Origin of the sequence: Mesorhizobium sp. M0802 (genome assembly GCF_040320115.1) — a bacterium.
In the GTDB taxonomy this organism is placed as follows: domain Bacteria; phylum Pseudomonadota; class Alphaproteobacteria; order Rhizobiales; family Rhizobiaceae; genus Mesorhizobium.
Window position 1 is genome coordinate 294,435 of record NZ_JAMYOY010000003.1, and the last position, 18,505, is coordinate 312,939.

The window sequence follows — 18,505 nt, forward strand, 5'->3', positions numbered from 1 at the left end:
GGTCTACCGTTCGATCGTGCCGGTGCGGCGGATCTTCTTCTGCAGGAGAAGAATGCCGTAGAGCAGCGCTTCGGCGCTCGGCGGGCAGCCGGGCACATAGATGTCGACCGGCACGATGCGGTCGCAGCCGCGCACCACCGAATAGGAATAGTGATAATAGCCGCCGCCATTGGCGCAGGAGCCCATCGAGATGACGTAGCGCGGCTCCGGCATCTGGTCGTAGACCTTGCGCAAAGCGGGGGCCATCTTGTTGGTCAGCGTTCCCGCCACGATCATTATGTCCGACTGGCGCGGCGACGCGCGAGGAGCCACGCCAAACCGCTCCGAATCATAGCGCGGCATCGAGGTGTGGATCATCTCGACGGCACAGCAGGCGAGACCGAAGGTCATGAACATCAGCGAGCCGCTGCGTGCCCAGGTGATCAGCGCCTCGGTCGAGGTGACCAGAAAACCCTTGTCGGCCAGTTCATTGTTGATCTCGAGGAAGAACGGATCGTCGGAACCGACCGGACGTCCGGTATTGGGGTCGATCAGGCCTTTGGGCTTCGGCGCGACGAGCGTTCCGGAACTGTCGTTCAATCCCATTCCAGCGCTCCTTTTTTCCACTCATAGGCAAAGCCGATGGTCAGCACCGCCAAAAACACCATCATCGACCAGAAACCGAGCATGCCGATCTTCGAGAACGACACCGCCCACGGAAACAGGAAGGCCACTTCCAGATCGAAGATGATGAACAGGATCGACACCAGGTAGAAGCGGATGTCGAATTTCATCCGGGCATCGTCGAACGAGTTGAACCCGCACTCGTAGGCGGAAAGCTTCTCCGGATCGGGATTGCGATAAGCCACCAGAAACGGCGCGATGATAAGCGCCAGGCCTACAACCGCGGCCACGGCGATGAAGAGGACGATGGGCAGGTATGAACTGAGGAGTACGTTCATGCTCGGCTTTCCGTTGGCGGCCAATCCACTTTGATTACAGCAACCAACCCTAATGCGGAAGCGCGACAGTTTAACCGCTGAACCGTTTTAGGTGCCTTTGCTGCAACGCGGCGAGGGTTAGCGCACGGCTTTCAGCGAAGCAAGTCAAACCTTGTTCAAAAGACAGTGCTGGACGGCAGGCCGGGAAAAACTGGTCCGATCTCCTCCTGTTTGATTTCCTTCATCTTTCACTCCACTTTTGTCTCCTGACACATCTCCCGCCATTTGCCTGCTAGCATCACCGGAATCGCCGGCTAAAGTCGGGAAAATGGTTCGAGGCAAGACACTTTGACGAAGGACAAAATCTCACTCCCGACGGCCAGGCGCATCGCGCTCGCCGCGCAAGGATTTCTCGATCCGCGCCCGGGCGGCACGCCCGATCGCCGCCACCTCGCCCGCGTGCTGTCGCGCACCGGCCTGCTGCAGATCGATTCCGTCAGCGCCGTGGTGCGCGCCCACTATATGCCGCTCTATTCGCGCCTTGGCCCCTACCCGCTCACCCTGCTCGACAATGCCGCAATCACCCGCAAGCGCACCGTGTTCGAGTACTGGGCGCATGAGGCCTCGTTCCTGCCGGTCGAGACCTACCCACTGATGCGCTGGCGCATGCAGCGCGCTGAAAGCGGCGACGAAATGTATCTGGGCCTCGCCAAATGGGGCCGCGAGCACGCCGCCTATATCGAAGAGATCTACCGCGCGGTCGCCGAGCGCGGCCCGATTGCCGCTTCGGCACTGGAGGGCCAGAAAGGTTCGGGCGGCTGGTGGGGCTGGAGCCACGCCAAGCACGCCTTCGAATGGCTCTTCTGGGCCGGACGCATCACCACGGCGCACCGCCGTGGCTTCGAGCGTTTCTACGACCTGCCCGAGCGCGTGCTGCCGCAGGCGATCCTCGACCTGCCGGTGCCGGCGGCCGAGGACGCGCACCGCGAATTGCTGCGCATTTCCGCCCGCGCCCACGGCATCGCGACGTCGGGTGACCTGCGCGATTATTTCCGCTTGTCGCCGGCCGACATGAAGGGCCGGTTGGAGGAACTGGTCGAGATGGGCGAGTTGCTGCCGGTAAACGTCGAAGGCTGGGACAAGCCGGCTTACCTCTATAGGGACGCCCGCCTGCCGCGAAAGATCGAGGCCCGCGCCTTGCTGGCCCCCTTCGATCCGGTGGTCTTCGAGCGCGCGCGCACCGAGCGTCTCTTCGATTTCCGCTACCGCATCGAGATCTACACCCCGGCCGACAAGCGGCAATATGGCTATTACGTGCTGCCTTTCTTGCTCGGCGACAAGATCGTCGCCCGCGTCGACCTCAAGGCCGACCGGCCTGCGAGTGTCTTACGCGTCCACGCCGCCTATGCCGAAGCAGGCGCACCGCCTGAGACCACCGCACAGCTTTTCGAGGAACTAAAGGAGATGCAGGGCTGGCTTGGCCTTGAGCGCATCGAAGTGACGCCGGCCGGCAATCTGGGGCCGGCATTGGCTAGCGAGAGAGATGGCCAACCCTTGCAGCGTCTGTCATAGACGCCTCAATAAGCCTCGTAGGTTGTGCAATGGCATCGGACAAAGTGCTCGACATGATCCATGGCGCCCTCATTGCGCATGGAATAGATGCAGTCCGCAGAGATAGGGACGTCATGCTCCAATCGAAGCAGCTTCGGTTTGAGGCTGAGGTGTTCGAGACGAGTTCTGACCGGCTGGTCCTGGAAATCTACATTTTTTCTCCGCTGCTTGATGTTCAGCCGGTCATTGAATCCTTTGCTGGCTTCGGCGACACGCGCGAACAGGAACTGAACCAGGCGTTTGAAAAGTTTCTCCGTGGTGTTTTCCATGTGGCCATTGAGGGACTGGCCGATCACGTCTGCGAGAACATGCAGGCCGAAATAGAGCTTTGGCAGCGAAGCAGCGCCAGTTGGAAGATCTGGCGAAAAGATGCCCGCTGGAAAATCTATAGCGGCCCGGTCATTTCCCAGGCCACAACCGAGCTATGCTCGCTGACACCAGGCTATCCAGCATTCTATGCCAAGCTGGAAAAGCTGTTCACAGCTTCGGTACCCCCCGGAAGCCATTTTGTCCGGACCTTTCTGGCAGGCTTGAAGGGCACGCTGATTAGTGCCGAAGTCCTTCTGGACAACGCGGTTTGGCATGAGGGACAGAATCTGGCTGTCGGTCATGACTGGGACTATAGCGATGGCTATCAAGCTATCCGACAGGTCATCCTGGCACTGCCGGAAGCCGGGACATGACAGCCCCTGCCGACATCGCCATGTCGTAGCCGTGCGTTGACACCGCCGCCCGCAAAAGCCTAAATCCGCTGCAGACGGTCCCCTGCCCGCAACGGCAAGGGCCAAGAGGGAATGCGGTGCGGGATTTCGGTCCCAAATCCGCGGCTGTCCCCGCAACTGTAAGCGACGAGCCAAGGCCGAAAGCCACTGGGTAACACCGGGAAGGCGGCTAACCAAGGCGACGACCCGCGAGCCAGGAGACCTGCCGTCTGAGACAAAGTATCCGATCGCCTGGCGGGTTTCCGGGCAAGGAGCACGGTTTTTGGACCAGAACAGCAGTTTTTCGGCTGGCACAGCGGACATTGCGTCCGGGGACAACGACGCCCTGACCGGCGTGACCGTCATCGTCTGCGCCTCCTGCCGCGATGAGACCGGTTCCGACGCCCATCCGCGCGCCGGCGAATTGCTGGCTGAGGACACACGCCGCGCCGCTGCCGGCGATATCCGGGTCCGCACCGCCGAATGTCTCGGCAATTGCAAGCGCCGCCTCAGCGCCGCGATCCTGCGCGATGGCTGCTGGAGCTATGTCTTCGGCGATCTGACCGCAACCAGCGGCGCCGACCTCGTTACCGGCGCAAAGCTCTTCGCGACTTCGGCCGACGGCCTCATCCCGTGGCGCAGCCGGCCCGATAGCCTCAAGCGCGGCCTCGTTGCCCGCATCCCACCCCTCGACATGCTGAAGGACTGACGATGAACGCTTCAAACCCGGCCGCCAACCTCTCCCGTGTTCCCTGCACTGTCGTTACAGGCTTCCTCGGCGCCGGCAAGACGACGCTGGTCCGCCATCTCCTGGAAAATGCCGGCGGCAAGCGCATCGCCATCATCGTCAACGAGTTCGGCGACATCGGCATCGACGGGGAAATCCTGAAAGGCTGCGGCATCGACACCTGCCCCGAGGAAAACATCGTCGAACTGGCCAATGGCTGCATCTGCTGTACAGTCGCCGACGATTTCGTGCCCGCCCTCGACAAGATCCTCGCGCTGACACCGAAGGTTGACCACATCCTGATCGAGACCTCGGGCCTGGCTCTGCCCAAGCCGCTGGTCCAGGCGTTCCAGTGGCCGAGCGTGAAGAGCCGGGTAACCGTCGACGGTGTCATCGCCGTGGTAGACGGCCCGGCGCTGGCCGAAGGCCGCGTCGCCAACGACATGGACGCTTTGCAGGCACAGCGCGCTCAGGACGAGACGCTCGACCATGACGATCCTGTCGAAGAAGTGTTCGAGGACCAGATCGCCTGCGCCGATTTGATCATCCTGTCGAAGAGCGATCTGATGGACGCCCCCGGTTCGGCCCGCGCCAACGCCATCATCAATGAACATTCCGCCCGCGCGGTAAAAATCGTGCCGACTGCGCATGGCAAGGTCGACCCGTCGGTGCTGCTTGGCCTCGGTCTCGCCGTCGAAGACGACATCGAGAACCGCAAGTCGCATCACGACGGCGCTTTCGATCATGAGCATGACGATTTCGACACCTTCATCGTCGACATCCCCTCGATCGCCAATCCCGACGACCTGGCCAAGCGCGTCGCCACCGCCGCCGAACAGGAAAACGTGTTGCGTGTAAAAGGCTTCGTCGACGTCGGCGGCAAGCCGATGCGGCTTTTGCTGCAGGCCGTCGGCCCACGCGTCAACCATTACTATGACCGCGCCTGGACGGCCGAGGACGATCGCCGCTCGCGTCTCGTCGTCATTGGCCTGAAGGGGCTGAACCGTCCGGCGATCGAGCGTATACTCGCCGGTTGATCTCAGGCACGAGCCGCGATGCACATACTCACCACGACCTCCGCCTCGCTCGACGATCTCGCCGAGCCGGTTGATCTCCGGCAGACGCCGGCGGATATCGTGGCGCTGTCCTTCACCGACAGCGACCTCGCCGGCCTCGCGGCGGCCTGGAAGGCCGATGCCGCCCGCCTGCCGTCGATGCGGCTGGCGGCGCTGCGCGACCTGCGCCATCCCATGTCCGTGGACCTCTGGTTCGACAGCGTCGCCCGCCACGCCAAGGTGATTTTGGTGCGCATCCTCGGCGGCTACGACTGGTGGCGCTATGGCTGCGACCAGCTTGCCGCGACTGCCCGTGCGAACGGCATCAAGCTGGCGCTGCTGCCTGGTGAAAGCCACGACGAGGATCTCAGGCTGATCGAAGCCTCGACGCTGCCGCGCGAGGAGTTGGACGGCCTGCTTGGTTATTTCCGCGAGGGTGGCCCGGAGAATATGACGGCGCTGGTGCAGCGGCTAGCGGGGTTGGCTGGGTCCGATGTGGCGGCGGCTGAGCCGGTCAGCGTGCCGAAAGCTGGCTATTACGAGCCAGGCTGCGGCGTCGTAGGCAAGTTGGATTTGGCCGATGTCGGCGTTCCTTCACACCCCCCTCTGTCCTGCCGGACATCTCCCCCGCAAGGGGGGAGATCAGCCGGCGCGGACCTCGGCACTTTTTCTGCCCAGCCGATAATAGATTCCTCTGCAACATCCCCGATTGGCGAAAGCGTCGATGAGAGCACAATCTCCCCCCTTGCGGGGGAGATGTCCGGCAGGACAGAGGGGGGTGGGCGGGAACTCGGCGCAGACAACATCAACTCTCCCATCATCCCCATCCTCTTCTACCGCTCGATGCTGCTGGCCGCCGATGTCGCGCCAATCGATGCCCTCTTTGATGCACTCCGCCAGCGCGGCATGAGACCGGTCCCGATCTTCGTCTCCAGCCTCAAAGACCCGACCTCCCTGGCCTTCGTCGAAACTGCTCTGGCCGCGCTCAACCCCGCCGCCATCATCACCGCAACCGCCTTCGCCTCCGGCGCCGAACCCGGCGTCCAAACCCTGTTCGACCGCGCCGGCGTGCCTGTCTTCCAGGTCATCGTCGCCACCACCCGCCGCGACGTCTGGGACAACAACCAGCGCGGCCTGGCGCCCGCCGACCTCGCCATGCATGTCGTGCTGCCCGAACTCGACGGCCGCATCCTCGCCGGCGCGATTTCCTTCAAGGGCGAGAGCGAGACCGACCCGGCGCTCGGCCACCGCGCCTTCGCCAACCGCCCGGAACCGGATCGCGTGGCGCAAGTGGCGGAGCGCGTGGCGGCGTTCATCAAGCTGCAGCAGACGCCCCGGGCGACGCGCAACTTGGCGATCCTCATACCGGATTACCCGAGTGCGCCCGGCCGCACCGGTTACGCCGTGGGTTTGGATGTGCCGTCGAGCGTGCTGGCGATGCTGCATGACCTGAAGGAGCAGGGCTATCGGGTTGAAGGGATTCCGCAAACGCCGCGTGGGTTGCTGGATTCGTTGGAGCGGGGCGATGGTGGGCTGGGGCTGGAAGAGTATCTGGACTTCTCAAAGGATTTGCCGGCTGACGCACTGGCTGCAGTCGAGGCGGCATGGGGCGCTCCTTCACCCTCCCCCTTGTGGGGAGGGTCGGTTCGCGACATTCGCGAAGCGGATGGCGCGAAACGGGGTGGGGGTAGCGGTGCACCACCCCCACCCGGCCCTGCGGGCCACCCTCCCCACAAGGGGGAGGGTAAGAGCGGCTTCCCCTTCCGCGCCGCCACCTTCGGCAACATCACTGTCGCTCTCGCCCCCGACCGCGGCCGCTCGGCCGACCGGCGCGCCGATTACCACGACCCGACGCTGCCGCCGCGCCACGATCTGCTGGCCTTCGGCCTGTGGCTGCGCAAATCGCTCCGCATCCATGCTCTCATCCATGTCGGCGCCCATGGCACGCTGGAATGGCTGCCCGGCAAGACGGTTGCGCTCTCACAAAACTGCTTCCCCGAGATCGTCACCGGCTCGCTGCCCGTCATCTATCCCTTCATCGTCTCCAATCCCGGCGAAGCGGCGCAGGCGAAGCGGCGTATCGCCGCCGTCACGCTTGGCCATCTGCCGCCGCCGCTGACCGGTGCCGGCCTCGACGAAGGGCAGCACAAGCTCGAACGCCTCGTCGACGAATATGCCCAGGCCGACGGCCTCGACCGCCGTCGCCGCGACCGCCTGGCAAAACTGATCGTCGACACGGCGCAAAAGACCGGCCTCGCCTCCGAAGCAGGTGTCGCCCAAACCGATGCGCCCGACGAGGCGCTGCGCCGCATCGACGCCTGGCTCTGCGACCTCAAGGATTTCGCCATCAAGGACGGCCTGCACATCTATGGCCGCGCTCCCGACGACGAGCCCGACGCCATGCGCGTGCAAAGCGCGGAGGCCGAGAAAGCAGCACTTCTTGCCGCGCTCGACGGCCGTCACATCAAGGCGGGTCCGGCGGGCGCACCGGCGCGTGGCCGCTCCGACGTGCTGCCCACCGGCCGCAACCTGTTCACCTCCGACCCGCGCACCATGCCGACGCCGACCGCCTACGATCTGGGAAAGGCGGCGGCAGAAGAAGTCGTGCGCGGCTATATGCAGTCGCATGGCGACTGGCCGCGCTCGCTGGTCATCGACCTCTGGGGCTCGGCCTCGCTGCGCACCGGCGGCGAGGAGATCGCGCAAGGCCTGGCGCTGATGGGCTGCCGGCCGCAATGGGATTCGGCCACCGGCCGCATCACCGGCATCGAAGTGCTGCCGCCGGCCACGCTCGGTCGCCCGCGCGTCGATGTCACCTGGCGGATTTCGGGTCTGTTCCGCGACATGTTCCCGACCCAGATCGCGCTGATCGACGCCGCCGCCAACGCCGTTGCCGCCCGCGACGAGGACGATACGGAAAACCCGCTCGCCGCCAGAACCCGCGCCGACGGCAAGATCAGCCCGCGCATCTTCGGCACCTCGCCCGGCACTTATGGCGCCGGCGTCGAGGACCTGCTGTCCAGCGGCGACTGGGTCGGGCGCGAAGAAATCGGCCGCGCCTATCTCGGTGCGACATCACATGCTTATGGCGGCGCCGAGGGCGAAGGCATCGCCTCCCCCGGCGCTTTCGAGACCCGCGTCGCCGAGGCCGATCTGCTGGTCCACACCGGCGACGATCCCGGCCGCGACATTCTCGAGGGCTCCGCCGACGTCGCCTTCATCGGCGGCTTTTCGGCAGCGCTGGCGGCGCTGGGCCGCAATGCCGATGTCATCGTGCTCGACACCACCGACCCGCAAAAGCCGAAGCCGCGCTCGGTCGGTGAGGCTGTGTCGCGGGTTGTGCGGGCGCGAGCCGTCAATGCGCGTTTCATCGCCGGCCAGATGCGGCACGGCCCGCGCGGCGCCTCCGAATTCGCCGAAACGGTCGACCGCCTCATCGGCTTCGCTGAAACCACGCACGCCATTTCAGGCGCGCTGATCGAGGCCGTGCATGATGCCTATGTCGGTGATCCCGATGTCCGCGCCTTCATCCTGCGCGAAAACCCGGCCGCAGCCAAAGTCATCGCCGAACGCTTCCTGTCGGCGCGCCGGCGTGGTCTCTGGCATCCCTTGCGCAACTCGGTCGACGACGATCTCGCGGCGTTGATCGCCGAGGCCGAGGCGCTCGGGGTCGCGGCATGAACGCCTTCTCGCGCCGCGGCGCCTGTCCGGCTCTCTCGGCGCCGATGCAGACCGGCGATGGCCTGCTGGTGCGGCTCAACCCGGTTGCTGGAGGGCTTTCCCCCAAGTCGCTGATCGGACTCTGCGAATCCGCCTTGAAGCGCGGCAACGGCATCATGGAAGTGACCGCACGCGGCAGCCTGCAGATACGCGGGCTTACGGCGGAAAGTGCTGGGCTGCTGGCGGCGGAGGTCGATGCGCTTGGCGTCGCCGTGCGCACCGGCGTGCCGGTCGAGGCCGGGCCGCTGGCCGGCATCGATCCGCGGGAGATTGCCGATCCGCGAGCTTTGGCTGAGCGGGTTAGGGCTGCGGTCGAGGAAGCTGGGCTGACGCCAAGGCTCGGACCGAAGGTGTCGGTGGTTGTCGATGGTGGTGGGCAGCTGACGATGGAGGGGGTGACGGCCGATGTCAGGCTGAAGGCGGTGCGGGACGGCGGCAACGTTATGTGGGCTTTGTCTGTTGCCGGCGATGGCCAAAGCGCGAGGCCGCTTGCGACGGCCGATGAGGATGCAGCGCGCGATATTGCGGTTGCTGCCCTCAGGATGACCGCGGAGAAAGGCCGGGAGGCACATGCGAGGGATTTGTCGGAGAGGCAGCTAGCGTCTCTCGCAGGTTGGCATTCCTTCGCGCCCCCCTCTGTCCTGCCGGACATCTCCCCCACAAGGGGGGAGATCAGCAGCTTCGCTGTCAGCTCTTCGCCTTCGACGTTGAAAACTGGCGAAACCGGCGGCGACAGCACAATCTCCCCCCAAGTGGGGGAGATGTCCGGCAGGACAGAGGGGGGCGCCGTAGAGCGCTCTCGCTCGCCGATTGGCCTCTTCGACTTGAACACCGGCCACGCCCTCGGCATCGGCCTGCCCTTCGGCAGCATGCCAGCGCAAAACCTTATCGACCTTGCCAGCCGAGCGTCGAACCTCGGCACCGCCGAAATCCGCCTCGCCCCCGGCCGCGCCTTGCTGTTCCTCGGCCAACCGTCGTCCGCAAACCACCCCCTGCGAGCCACCGCCGCCGCCCTTGGCTTCGTTACCACCGCCGCCGACCCGCGCACCCGCATCGCCGCCTGCCCCGGCACTCCTGCCTGCGCATCCGGCCGCATCACCACGCGCGATATTGCCGAGACAATCGCCGCCGAAAACGCTGATATCCTCGACTTCACACTGCACATTTCCGGCTGCGCCAAGGGCTGCGCGCACCCAGGCCAGGCGGCGCTGACATTGGTCGGCGGCGAAAACGGAGCCGGACTTGTCGTGAACGCGACGGCAAAGGCCCTTCCTGCGGGCTACAGGCCGGGCTATGACGCCGCACGCGGCGTCAGTAGCGTCGCGGCGATGGTCCGCAGCGCACGATTTCAGGGCGAAACCGCCGCCGCTTGCCTGACAAGGCTCAGGCCGGCGGCAATCGCCGAAAGCTACCGACAGGAATAAGCATGGCCGCCTACGATTACATCCATGACGGCAACGCCATCTATGAGCGCTCTTTTGCCATCATCCGCGCAGAGGCCGACCTGTCCCGGTTCTCCGAGGCGGAAGCCGACGTCGCCATCCGCATGATCCATGCCTGCGGCCAGGTCGAAGCATCAAGTCATTTTGTCTTCTCCAGCGATTTCGTCGCCGCTGCCCGCAGCGCCTTGGCGGCCGGCGCACCGATCTTCTGCGATGCCGAAATGGTCTCGCATGGCGTCACCCGCGCCAGGCTGCCGGCCGGCAATGAGGTGATCTGCACCTTGCGCGACCCGCGCACGCACGACATCGCCAAGCAGATCGGCAACACCCGCTCGGCCGCCGCGATCGACCTCTGGGGCGAACGCATGGCCGGTTCGGTCGTGGCCATCGGCAATGCGCCGACAGCGCTCTTCTATCTCCTGGAAAAGCTGCGCGATGGCGCGCCGAAACCGGCCGCCATCATCGGCATGCCGGTCGGCTTCGTCGGTGCCGCCGAATCCAAGGATGCGCTGGCTGAAAACTCCTACGGCGTGCCCTACGCCATCGTGCGCGGCAGGCTTGGCGGCAGCGCCATGACTGCAGCCGCCCTCAATTCGCTGGCGAGGCCCGGCCTGTGAACGCAGCCGTCAAAGAAGATCTGGCAAAAGGCCGTCTTGTCGGCGTCGGCACGGGGCCTGGCGACCCCGAGCTGCTGACGCTGAAGGCCGCGCGCGTTCTGGCCGAGGCCGATGTCGTCGCCTACTTCGCCAAGCGCGGCAACAACAGCAATGCGCGCGCCATCGTCGAGGCGCGCTTCCGGCCGGATATGCTGGAACTGCCGCTGCTCTACCCCGTGACCACCGAGATCGACAAGGATCACGACGACTACCGTTCGCAGATCACCGATTTCTACGAGGAGTCGGCCGAGAAGGTCGCCGAACACCTCGAAGCCGGCCGCATGGTCGCCGTGCTCTCCGAAGGCGACCCGCTGTTCTACGGCTCCTACATGCACCTGCATGTCCGCCTCGCCCATCGCTTCCCGACCGAGGTCATCCCCGGCGTCACCGCCATGTCCGGCTGCTGGTCGCAGACCGGCGTGCCTATCGTCCAGGGCGACGATGTGCTGACGGTTTTGCCCGGCACGATGAGCGAGTTCGAGCTGACACGCCGTCTCGCCGACACGGATGCCGCCGTCATCATGAAGGTCGGCCGCAATCTGTCCAAGATCAGGCGGGCACTGGACGCCACCGGCAAGCTCGCCCGCGCCGTTTATGTCGAGCGCGGCACCATGGCCGGCAGCATCTCGATGAAGCTTGCCGACAAGCCGGACGACAAGGCCCCCTATTTCGCCATCGTGCTGGTCGCCGGCTGGTCCGGCCGGCCTGGCGTCATGGGAGCCAAGCCATGAGCGGCCGCCTCACCGTCATCGGCCTTGGGCCCGGCAATGCCGATCAAGTGACGCCGCAAGCCAGCCGCGCCGTCGCCGAGGCAAAGTTCTTCTATGGCTACAAGCCGTATCTCGACCGGCTTGATCTTCGCCCGGATCAAACCCGCGTCGCCTCGGATAATCGCGAGGAACTCGCCCGCTCCAAGGACGCGCTGGTAAAGGCGGCGGACGGCCATGACGTCGCCGTCGTCTCCGGCGGCGATCCCGGCGTGTTCGCCATGGCGGCCGCCGTCTGCGAGGCGATCGAGGCCGGTCCGGCCGAATGGCGCACCGTCGATGTCACTGTCGTGCCCGGCGTCACCGCCATGCTGGCGGTTGCCGCCCGCATCGGCGCGCCGCTCGGCCATGATTTCTGCGCCATCTCGCTGTCCGACAATCTGAAGCCGTGGGACTTGATCGAACTGCGCCTGCTGGCGGCGGCCGGCGCCGGCTTTGTCATTGCGCTCTACAACCCGATCAGCAAGGCGCGCCCTTGGCAGCTCGGCCGTGCCTTCGAATGCCTGGCCGCCATCCTGCCCGGCACCACGCCGGTCATCTTCGGCCGCGCCGCCGGCCGCCCGGACGAGCGCATCGAGGTCTTTTTGCTGGCCGATGTCGACGCGCAAAAAGCCGACATGGCGACCTGCATCATCATCGGTTCGCCGGAAACACGGATCATCAAGCGCGGCGACAAACCGGCGCTGGTCTACACGCCGCGCTCCGCGACGGGGTCGAGACCATGATCGATCATCGCGGCCAATGCTTCGACAGTTTCGGCCGACGGCACCTCCGGCAGGATGGGCCTGCGCACCATCACCACCTCGATACCGAGCGCCCGCGCCGCCGCGATCTTGCCGTAGGTGGCCTCGCCGCCGCTGTTCTTGGATACGACGACATCGATGCGGTGCTCCTCGAGCAGCGCGCGTTCATCCGCCTCGCGAAACGGCCCACGCGCCAGCAGGTAGGTCGCATCAGGCACCGCCAGTTTCGGCTCGACCGGATCGACGCTGCGGACAAGGTAATGATGCTGCGGCGCCGCCTCGAAAGCCGCGACCTCCTGCCGGCCGAGCGCCAGGAAGGCGCGGCGCGGCGGCGATCCAAGCGCGTGCACCGCATCGCCTGTCGTATCGACCTGCGTCCAGCGGTCGCCATCTATTGGCTCCCAGCCAGGGCGGCGCAAAGCAAGGATAGGCACGCCGGTCATTTGCGCGGCTTGCGCCGCATTGGCGGAAATTCGCGCGGCATAGGGATGCGTCGCGTCGATCAGCAGATCGGTTCGCGTCTCCTTGAGATAGGCCGCCAGCCCGTCGGCGCCGCCAAAGCCGCCGCTGCGCACCGGCACGCCTTGCGCGACCGGGCTTTCGGTACGGCCGGCCAGCGACAGAGTGACGAGGAAATCTTCCACCAGTTTTCCGGCCAATTGGCGCGCTTCTGTCGTGCCGCCAAGGATCAGAATCTTCTTCATGAGCACCATGTTGAACAGCGTCTGCGCTGCCCCTCACCCCTACCCTCTCCCCCTGAAGAACGGGGAGAGGGAGGCGTCAGCGCCGGAGCGTCTCCCTTCTCCCCGTCACTACACGGGGAGGTGAGGAGTGGTCTGGCTGGCAGACGAAAAGTCAATTGCTTGACTTTTCGAACGACGAACGCCTCAGGCGGATGAGGGGCGGCGCGACATGTCAAAAAAACAGCCCACGCCAAAATGGCTTACAATCGTCGGCATCGGCGAGGACGGTTTAGCGAGTCTCGGCGACGAGGCCAAGCGGCAGATCGCTGACGCCGAGACCGTCTTCGGCGGCAAGCGGCATCTGGCGCTGGTGGCTTCGCTCATCAAGGGTGAGCAGCGCCCATGGCCGGTGCCATTCGATGCCGGCATGGCAGACGTGCTGGCGCTGGCCGGCCGGCGCGTCTGCGTGCTCGCCTCCGGTGATCCATTCTTCCACGGGGTCGGCGCCACCCTTGCCCGCAAGGTCAAGCCTGAAGAGATGCATGTCATCCCCGCGCCATCGGCGATTTCGCTGGCTGCCGCCCGGCTCGGCTGGGCGTTGCAGGACATCGAGACGATCTCGCTGCATGGAAGGCCGCTCGACCTGATCCGGCCGCTGCTGCATCCCAGGGCGCGCATCCTGGCGCTGACATCGGACGGCGACGCACCAGCGACAATAGCGCGCCTGCTCGTAGAGCTCGACTTCGGCGGTTCGCGGCTGACCGTTCTGGAAGCGCTGGGCGGACCGAACGAGAAGCTTCGCTCGGCACGTGCCGACGCTTTCGATCTCAGAGACATCAATCCGCTCAACGTGCTGGCGCTTGAGCTTGAATCGACACAAGAGGCCCGCATCCTGCCGCTGACCGTTGGCCGCGCCGACCATCTGTTCGAGCACGACGGCCAGATCACCAAGCACGACATCCGCGCCATCACGCTTGCGGCGCTGGCGCCGAGGCGTGGCGAATTGCTGTGGGACATCGGCGCCGGTTCCGGCTCCATCGGCATCGAATGGATGCTCGCTCACCCCTCGATGCGCGCCATCGCCATCGAGGCCAACAGCGACCGCGCCGCCCGCATCGTCCGCAACGCCGCGCATTGCGGCGTGCCCGGTCTTGTCGTGGTGGAAGGGTCGGCGCCCAAGGCACTGGCCGGGCTGGACACGCCGGATGCGATCTTCATCGGCGGAGGTGGCAGCGACGCCGGCGTACTGAACGCCGCCATCAAGGCGCTGCCATCCCGTGGCCGTCTCGTTGCCAATGCGGTGACGCTGGAGATGGAGGCGCTGCTTCTCGCGGAGCACATCAAGCGCGGCGGCGACCTTACCCGCATCACCATTTCCCGCGCTTCTCCTGTCGGTTCGATGCAGGCCTGGCGCCCGGCCATGCCGGTCACCCAGTGGAGCTGGGTGAAGCCATGATGGTGGCGGGCATCGGCAGCCGGAAGGGCGTGAGCGTCGAAGACGTGCTCGCGGCGATCGAAACCGCCCTCGAAGCGCACGGGCTGGCGATAACGGCGCTGTCGGCCTTGGCGACCGCCGCGCTCAAGAAAGACGAAGAAGCGATCTCTGCCGCTGGCCGCAGGCTCAACCTTCCCGTCATCATCGTTGATGACGCAGCACTTCAGGCCGTCTCGTCGGAGGCACTCAGCAAATCCGATCTCTCGCAGGATCTCGCCGGCACACCCTCCGTCTCAGAAGCCTCCGCCCTTGCCGTTGCCGGCCCCGGTGCAAAGCTGCTTGGTCCACGCACCGTGCTCGGCCCGGTCACCTGCGCCATCGCCATCAGCGGAGACGCGCCATGACCGTGCATTTCATCGGCGCCGGTCCCGGCGCCGCCGACCTCATCACACTGCGCGGCGCCAAGCTGCTGGCAAGCTGCCCGGTCTGTCTGCATGCCGGCTCGATCGTCGCGCCGGAATTGCTGCAACACTGCGCACCGGGGACCAAACTGATCGATACGGCGCCGATGTCACTCGACGAAATCGAGGTCGAATATGTGACAGCCCACCAGGCCGGCCACGATGTCGCCCGCCTGCATTCCGGCGACCTCTCGGTGTGGAGCGCCGTGGCCGAGCAGATCCGCCGGCTGGAAAAACACGGCATTCCTTACACGCTGACGCCGGGCGTTCCCTCTTTCGCCGCCGCAGCCGCAGCCCTTCGCCGCGAACTGACCATTCCCGAGGTGGCGCAAAGCCTGGTGCTGACCCGCGTCTCCGGCCGCGCCTCGAAAATGCCGCCGGGCGAAACGCTGGCCGGCTTCGGCCGCACCGGCGCCACACTGGCCATTCATCTCGCCATCCACGCCATCGACCGAGTCGTCGCCGAATTGTCGCCGCATTATGGCGGCGATTGCCCGGTGGCGATCGTCTTTCGCGCTTCATGGCCGGACGAGCGCGTGCTGACCGGCACGCTAGCGACCATCGAGGCGCTGCTCGCCGCCGACCCGATGGAGCGCACGGCGATCATCTTCGTCGGCCGCTCGCTGGCAGCGGAAGGTTTTGGCGAGAGTTCATTGTACGACGCCCACTATCAGCGGCGTTTCCGGGGACGGGACGGATTGTGAGCGGTAAAAGCGAAAACACCACGCTCGAACAGGCCCTTGCCCGGCTGAACTTCAAGCCGCGCCGGCTTGAGCCGGGCCATGTCTGGCTGGCCGGCGCCGGCCCCGGCGATCCCGGCTGCCTGACGCTGGAAGTGCTGGCGGCATTGGCCGAGGCCGACGCCGTGGTCTATGACGCGCTGGTCTCCTCTGACGTTGTCGCCGTTGCGGACAATGCCCAGCTGTTCTTTGCAGGAAAACGCGGCGGCAAACCGTCGATGAAGCAGGACGACATCACCGCTCTGCTGGTGCGGCTGGCGCGCGATGGCCGCCGCGTCATCAGGCTGAAGGGTGGCGATCCCTATATTTTCGGCCGTGGCGGCGAAGAGGCGCTGGCGCTGGCGCGCGAAAAAATCCCGTTCCGCGTCCTGCCCGGCCTGACATCGGGGCTGAGCGCGCTGGCCGCCACCGGCATTCCCGCAACCATGCGCGGCATCAACAAGGCGATCATCCTGGCGACAGGTCATGCCGCCGGCACAGATGACGATCTCGACTGGGGCGCGATCGCCCGCACCGGCCAGCCGGTGGTCATCTATATGGGCATGGCCAATCTGCCTGTTATCGCCGCGTCGCTGCTCGAAGGCGGGCTGGCGCCGTCGACGCCGGCGGCTGTCATCGTTTCGGCGACGACACCGCAGGAGCGGACCGTCGTCGCGACACTCGCCACCATTTCCGAAGCGGCCGCCGCGGCGGAATTGGCCTCGCCGGCCCTCATTGTCGTCGGCGGCATCGTCGCCATGCGCGCGGCACTGGCGGGTAATGCATGACCCGCGCCATCATCATCGGCGCGCCGCGTTCCGGCTCCGGCAAGACCAGCGTCACCATCGGCATTTTGCGCGCGCTCGCCCGGCGCGGCATCAAGGTGCGCGGCGCCAAGTCCGGCCCCGACTATATCGATCCGGGTTTTCATACCGCCGCCACTGGCCTGTCCGGCGTCAACCTGGACAGCTGGGCGATGTCGCCTGACCTGCTCAACGCGTTGGCCGGCAATGCCACCGAGGACGCCGATTTTATCTTCCTCGAAAGCGCCATGGGCCTGTTCGACGGCATCCCGGCCGGACAAGGCCGCACCGGCTCGGCCGCCGATCTGGCGCGGCTCTACCACCTGCCGGTGCTTTTGGTGCTCGACGTCTCGGGACAGTCGACGACGGCGGCCGCCGTCGCCAAGGGTTTTGCCACCTACGACTCGGATGTGCGCATGGCCGGAATCGTGCTCAACCGTCTCGGCAGCGAGCGCCACCGCAAGCTGTGCAGCGAGGCGATCGAAACGCTCGGCCTGCCGGTCGTCGGTGCCATCCTGCGCGATCCCACGCTCAATTTGCCGGAGCGCCATCTCGGCCTCGTCCAGGCCGGCGAATATGCCGACCTGATGACGCATCTCGACCGCCTCGCCGACATGGTCGAGAAATCCCTCGACCTTGACGCCATCATGGCGCTGGCCGCGCCGTTTTCGCCGGCATCAGGCAGTTTCGAACATGCCTTGCAGCCGCCCGGCCAACGAATCGCGCTCGCCGAAGACGCCGCCTTCACCTTCCTCTATCCGCACGTCGCCGCCCACTGGCGTCAGGCCGGCGCCGAGATCGTGCCGTTCTCGCCGCTAGCCGACGAAGCACCGGTGCAGAATTGCGATGTCTGCTGGCTGCCCGGCGGCTATCCCGAGCTCCACTCCGGCAGCCTCGCGGCGGCGACCAATTTCCGAGCTGGCATGGCCAGGTTTGCCGAGACCAAGCCGATCCATGGCGAGTGCGGCGGCTTCATGGTGCTGGGCCAAGCGCTGGAGGACGCGGCCGGCGAGACGCACGCCATGCTTGGCCTGCTCGGCCATTCCACCAGCTTTGCCAAGCGCAAGATGAACCTCGGCTACCGCGAGGCACGCCTGCGCGTCGCCTGTCCGCTGGGGCCGCAAGGCGCGCTGATCCGTGGCCATGAATTCCACTATGCGCAGATGATTGCGACCGGCAATGACGAGCCATTGGCCGATCTCGCCGACGGTCAGGGCAATCCGCTCGGCGCCTCCGGCTATCGCCGCGGCCATGTCAGCGGCACCTTCTTCCACGCCATTGCGAGGGGTGCATGACCTCCGTGCCCTCGCCCCGGCAAGCGTTCGACGACGTCGCGCTTTGCCTCGTCTTCTTCACCCGGCTGCCGCTGCCGGTCTTCGACCTTCGTGGCCGCAGCCTGGCCGATGCGATCTGGGCGGCGCCTGTCGCCGGCCTCGCCGTCGCTGTGGCTGGTGCTGTCGTCTACGCCGCGGGCGTACAGCTCGGCCTTGCCCCCGGCCCGGCAGCAGCCCTTGCGCTTGCAGCAACCCTGCTCGCCACGGGCTGCCTGCATGAGGACGGGCTTTCCGATGTCGCAGATGGCTTTGGCGGCGGCAAGACACGCGATAAAAAACTGGAGATCATGCGCGACAGCCGCATCGGCGCCTATGGCGCAGCAGCTCTTGGCCTGTCGATGCTCATCCGCTGGAGCGCGCTGTCGCAACTGGCCAATCCGACAGGCGTGCTCTTCGCGCTGATCGCCGCCCACGCCGCATCGCGCGGCCTGCTCGGCGCGTTCATGCATCTGGCGCCGGCGGCGCGCAGTGACGGCCTGTCTGCCGGCGCCGGGACCGTCTCGACCCAGACAGCTGTTCTCGGCGCCGTGCTCGGGGCCATCCCGCTTCTGACGCTGGGGCTCGGCGGCGCCTTTGCCGCACTGATCCTGCTCGCTCTCGTGTTCAGCGCCTTGCGCGCGCTCTGCCTCAACCAGATTGGCGGCCACACCGGTGACACGATCGGCGCCCTGCAGCAGTTGGGCGAGATCACGGTCCTGCTCGTCGCTTCCATTTCCCTGTCCTGATTC

18 protein-coding genes and 1 riboswitch are annotated in these 18,505 nt (G+C 65.9%); of the genes, 15 read left to right on the forward strand and 3 right to left on the reverse strand.

Going from position 1 to position 18,505, the window contains the following annotated elements; genetic code table 11:
• Positions 1–3: 3 nt before the first annotated feature.
• On the reverse strand, positions 4–585 hold the full coding sequence (locus NKI10_RS07315) for a NuoB/complex I 20 kDa subunit family protein (protein WP_023670824.1): 582 nt from the start codon (positions 583–585) through the stop codon (positions 4–6).
• The gene (locus NKI10_RS07320) at positions 576–941 is read right to left on the reverse strand and encodes an NADH-quinone oxidoreductase subunit A (RefSeq protein ID WP_023670825.1); all 366 of its coding nucleotides are present in this window, start codon (positions 939–941) and stop codon (positions 576–578) included. The genes NKI10_RS07315 and NKI10_RS07320 overlap by 10 nt, the downstream gene beginning before the upstream one ends.
• 327 nt (positions 942–1,268) lie before the next feature.
• Here NKI10_RS07320 and NKI10_RS07325 point away from each other — a divergent pair, with 327 nt between their 5' ends.
• From NKI10_RS07325 to NKI10_RS07365, 9 genes are all read left to right on the forward strand, one after another.
• Positions 1,269–2,492, forward strand: a complete 1,224-nt coding sequence (locus NKI10_RS07325; protein WP_352859348.1) for a winged helix-turn-helix domain-containing protein — start codon at positions 1,269–1,271, stop codon at positions 2,490–2,492.
• Between the two features lie 29 nt (positions 2,493–2,521).
• Positions 2,522–3,214: a DUF6348 family protein gene (locus NKI10_RS07330; protein WP_023690307.1), complete on the forward strand. Its 693-nt coding sequence runs from the start codon at positions 2,522–2,524 to the stop codon at positions 3,212–3,214.
• 58 nt (positions 3,215–3,272) lie between these two features.
• Positions 3,273–3,477: riboswitch (cobalamin riboswitch) on the forward strand.
• 38 nt (positions 3,478–3,515) lie between these two features.
• Positions 3,516–3,941 (forward strand): DUF1636 family protein, encoded by a 426-nt coding sequence (locus NKI10_RS07335; RefSeq protein ID WP_352859350.1) that lies wholly within the window; start codon positions 3,516–3,518, stop codon positions 3,939–3,941.
• Between the two features lie 2 nt (positions 3,942–3,943).
• Entirely contained in the window at positions 3,944–4,996 is a 1,053-nt protein-coding gene (gene cobW / locus NKI10_RS07340; protein WP_023733810.1) for a cobalamin biosynthesis protein CobW, read from the forward strand.
• 18 nt (positions 4,997–5,014) lie between these two features.
• Positions 5,015–8,695, forward strand: coding sequence for a cobaltochelatase subunit CobN (cobN, locus tag NKI10_RS07345; protein WP_352859352.1), 3,681 nt, complete (start codon positions 5,015–5,017; stop codon positions 8,693–8,695).
• Positions 8,692–10,158: a precorrin-3B synthase gene (gene cobG / locus NKI10_RS07350; protein WP_352859354.1), complete on the forward strand. Its 1,467-nt coding sequence runs from the start codon at positions 8,692–8,694 to the stop codon at positions 10,156–10,158. Before cobN ends, cobG begins: the two co-directional genes overlap by 4 nt.
• A gap of 2 nt (positions 10,159–10,160) precedes the next feature.
• Complete coding sequence (locus NKI10_RS07355; RefSeq protein ID WP_023746866.1) at positions 10,161–10,793, forward strand: precorrin-8X methylmutase; 633 nt, start codon at positions 10,161–10,163, stop codon at positions 10,791–10,793.
• Positions 10,790–11,563, forward strand: a complete 774-nt coding sequence (locus NKI10_RS07360; protein ID WP_031197672.1) for a precorrin-2 C(20)-methyltransferase — start codon at positions 10,790–10,792, stop codon at positions 11,561–11,563. The genes NKI10_RS07355 and NKI10_RS07360 overlap by 4 nt, the downstream gene beginning before the upstream one ends.
• A complete protein-coding gene (locus NKI10_RS07365) occupies positions 11,560–12,324 on the forward strand; it encodes a precorrin-3B C(17)-methyltransferase (protein ID WP_023700382.1) in 765 nt (254 codons plus the stop codon). Before NKI10_RS07360 ends, NKI10_RS07365 begins: the two co-directional genes overlap by 4 nt.
• Here NKI10_RS07365 and NKI10_RS07370 read toward each other — a convergent pair.
• A complete protein-coding gene (locus tag NKI10_RS07370; RefSeq protein ID WP_032885524.1) occupies positions 12,288–13,046 on the reverse strand; it encodes a cobalt-precorrin-6A reductase in 759 nt (252 codons plus the stop codon). The genes NKI10_RS07365 and NKI10_RS07370 overlap by 37 nt on opposite strands.
• Before the next feature lie 208 nt (positions 13,047–13,254).
• Between NKI10_RS07370 and NKI10_RS07375 the strand changes: the two genes are divergently transcribed.
• Genes NKI10_RS07375 through NKI10_RS07400 form a run of 6 tightly spaced genes read left to right on the forward strand, consistent with a single transcriptional unit; the run spans position 13,255 to position 18,502 of the window.
• The gene (locus tag NKI10_RS07375; RefSeq protein ID WP_023685184.1) at positions 13,255–14,481 is read left to right on the forward strand and encodes a bifunctional cobalt-precorrin-7 (C(5))-methyltransferase/cobalt-precorrin-6B (C(15))-methyltransferase; all 1,227 of its coding nucleotides are present in this window, start codon (positions 13,255–13,257) and stop codon (positions 14,479–14,481) included.
• The gene (locus NKI10_RS07380) at positions 14,478–14,864 is read left to right on the forward strand and encodes a cobalamin biosynthesis protein (RefSeq protein ID WP_352859357.1); all 387 of its coding nucleotides are present in this window, start codon (positions 14,478–14,480) and stop codon (positions 14,862–14,864) included. The genes NKI10_RS07375 and NKI10_RS07380 overlap by 4 nt, the downstream gene beginning before the upstream one ends.
• Entirely contained in the window at positions 14,861–15,625 is a 765-nt protein-coding gene (cobM, locus tag NKI10_RS07385) for a precorrin-4 C(11)-methyltransferase (RefSeq protein WP_023690316.1), read from the forward strand. Before NKI10_RS07380 ends, cobM begins: the two co-directional genes overlap by 4 nt.
• Positions 15,622–16,428, forward strand: a complete 807-nt coding sequence (cobA, locus tag NKI10_RS07390) for a uroporphyrinogen-III C-methyltransferase (RefSeq protein ID WP_023746870.1) — start codon at positions 15,622–15,624, stop codon at positions 16,426–16,428. The genes cobM and cobA overlap by 4 nt, the downstream gene beginning before the upstream one ends.
• Positions 16,425–17,738 carry a cobyrinic acid a,c-diamide synthase CobB gene (locus NKI10_RS07395; protein WP_352859360.1) on the forward strand — a complete coding sequence of 438 codons (1,314 nt, stop codon included), beginning with the start codon at positions 16,425–16,427 and terminating at the stop codon, positions 17,736–17,738. The genes cobA and NKI10_RS07395 overlap by 4 nt, the downstream gene beginning before the upstream one ends.
• Complete coding sequence (locus tag NKI10_RS07400) at positions 17,735–18,502, forward strand: adenosylcobinamide-GDP ribazoletransferase (protein ID WP_023822153.1); 768 nt, start codon at positions 17,735–17,737, stop codon at positions 18,500–18,502. The genes NKI10_RS07395 and NKI10_RS07400 overlap by 4 nt, the downstream gene beginning before the upstream one ends.
• The last annotated feature ends 3 nt before the right edge of the window (positions 18,503–18,505 follow it).

Coding starts and splice junctions, on each gene's coding strand:
- NKI10_RS07320 (WP_023670825.1), bottom strand. CDS start 941: ATGAACGTACTCCTCAGTTCATACCTGCCCATCGTCCTCTTCATCGCC.
- NKI10_RS07330 (WP_023690307.1), top strand. CDS start 2,522: ATGGCATCGGACAAAGTGCTCGACATGATCCATGGCGCCCTCATTGCG.
- cobN (WP_352859352.1), top strand. CDS start 5,015: ATGCACATACTCACCACGACCTCCGCCTCGCTCGACGATCTCGCCGAG.
- NKI10_RS07365 (WP_023700382.1), top strand. CDS start 11,560: ATGAGCGGCCGCCTCACCGTCATCGGCCTTGGGCCCGGCAATGCCGAT.
- NKI10_RS07375 (WP_023685184.1), top strand. CDS start 13,255: ATGTCAAAAAAACAGCCCACGCCAAAATGGCTTACAATCGTCGGCATC.
- cobG (WP_352859354.1), top strand. CDS start 8,692: ATGAACGCCTTCTCGCGCCGCGGCGCCTGTCCGGCTCTCTCGGCGCCG.
- cobM (WP_023690316.1), top strand. CDS start 14,861: ATGACCGTGCATTTCATCGGCGCCGGTCCCGGCGCCGCCGACCTCATC.
- NKI10_RS07400 (WP_023822153.1), top strand. CDS start 17,735: ATGACCTCCGTGCCCTCGCCCCGGCAAGCGTTCGACGACGTCGCGCTT.
- NKI10_RS07370 (WP_032885524.1), bottom strand. CDS start 13,046: ATGAAGAAGATTCTGATCCTTGGCGGCACGACAGAAGCGCGCCAATTG.
- cobW (WP_023733810.1), top strand. CDS start 3,944: ATGAACGCTTCAAACCCGGCCGCCAACCTCTCCCGTGTTCCCTGCACT.
- NKI10_RS07315 (WP_023670824.1), bottom strand. CDS start 585: ATGGGATTGAACGACAGTTCCGGAACGCTCGTCGCGCCGAAGCCCAAA.
- NKI10_RS07380 (WP_352859357.1), top strand. CDS start 14,478: ATGATGGTGGCGGGCATCGGCAGCCGGAAGGGCGTGAGCGTCGAAGAC.
- NKI10_RS07395 (WP_352859360.1), top strand. CDS start 16,425: ATGACCCGCGCCATCATCATCGGCGCGCCGCGTTCCGGCTCCGGCAAG.
- NKI10_RS07355 (WP_023746866.1), top strand. CDS start 10,161: ATGGCCGCCTACGATTACATCCATGACGGCAACGCCATCTATGAGCGC.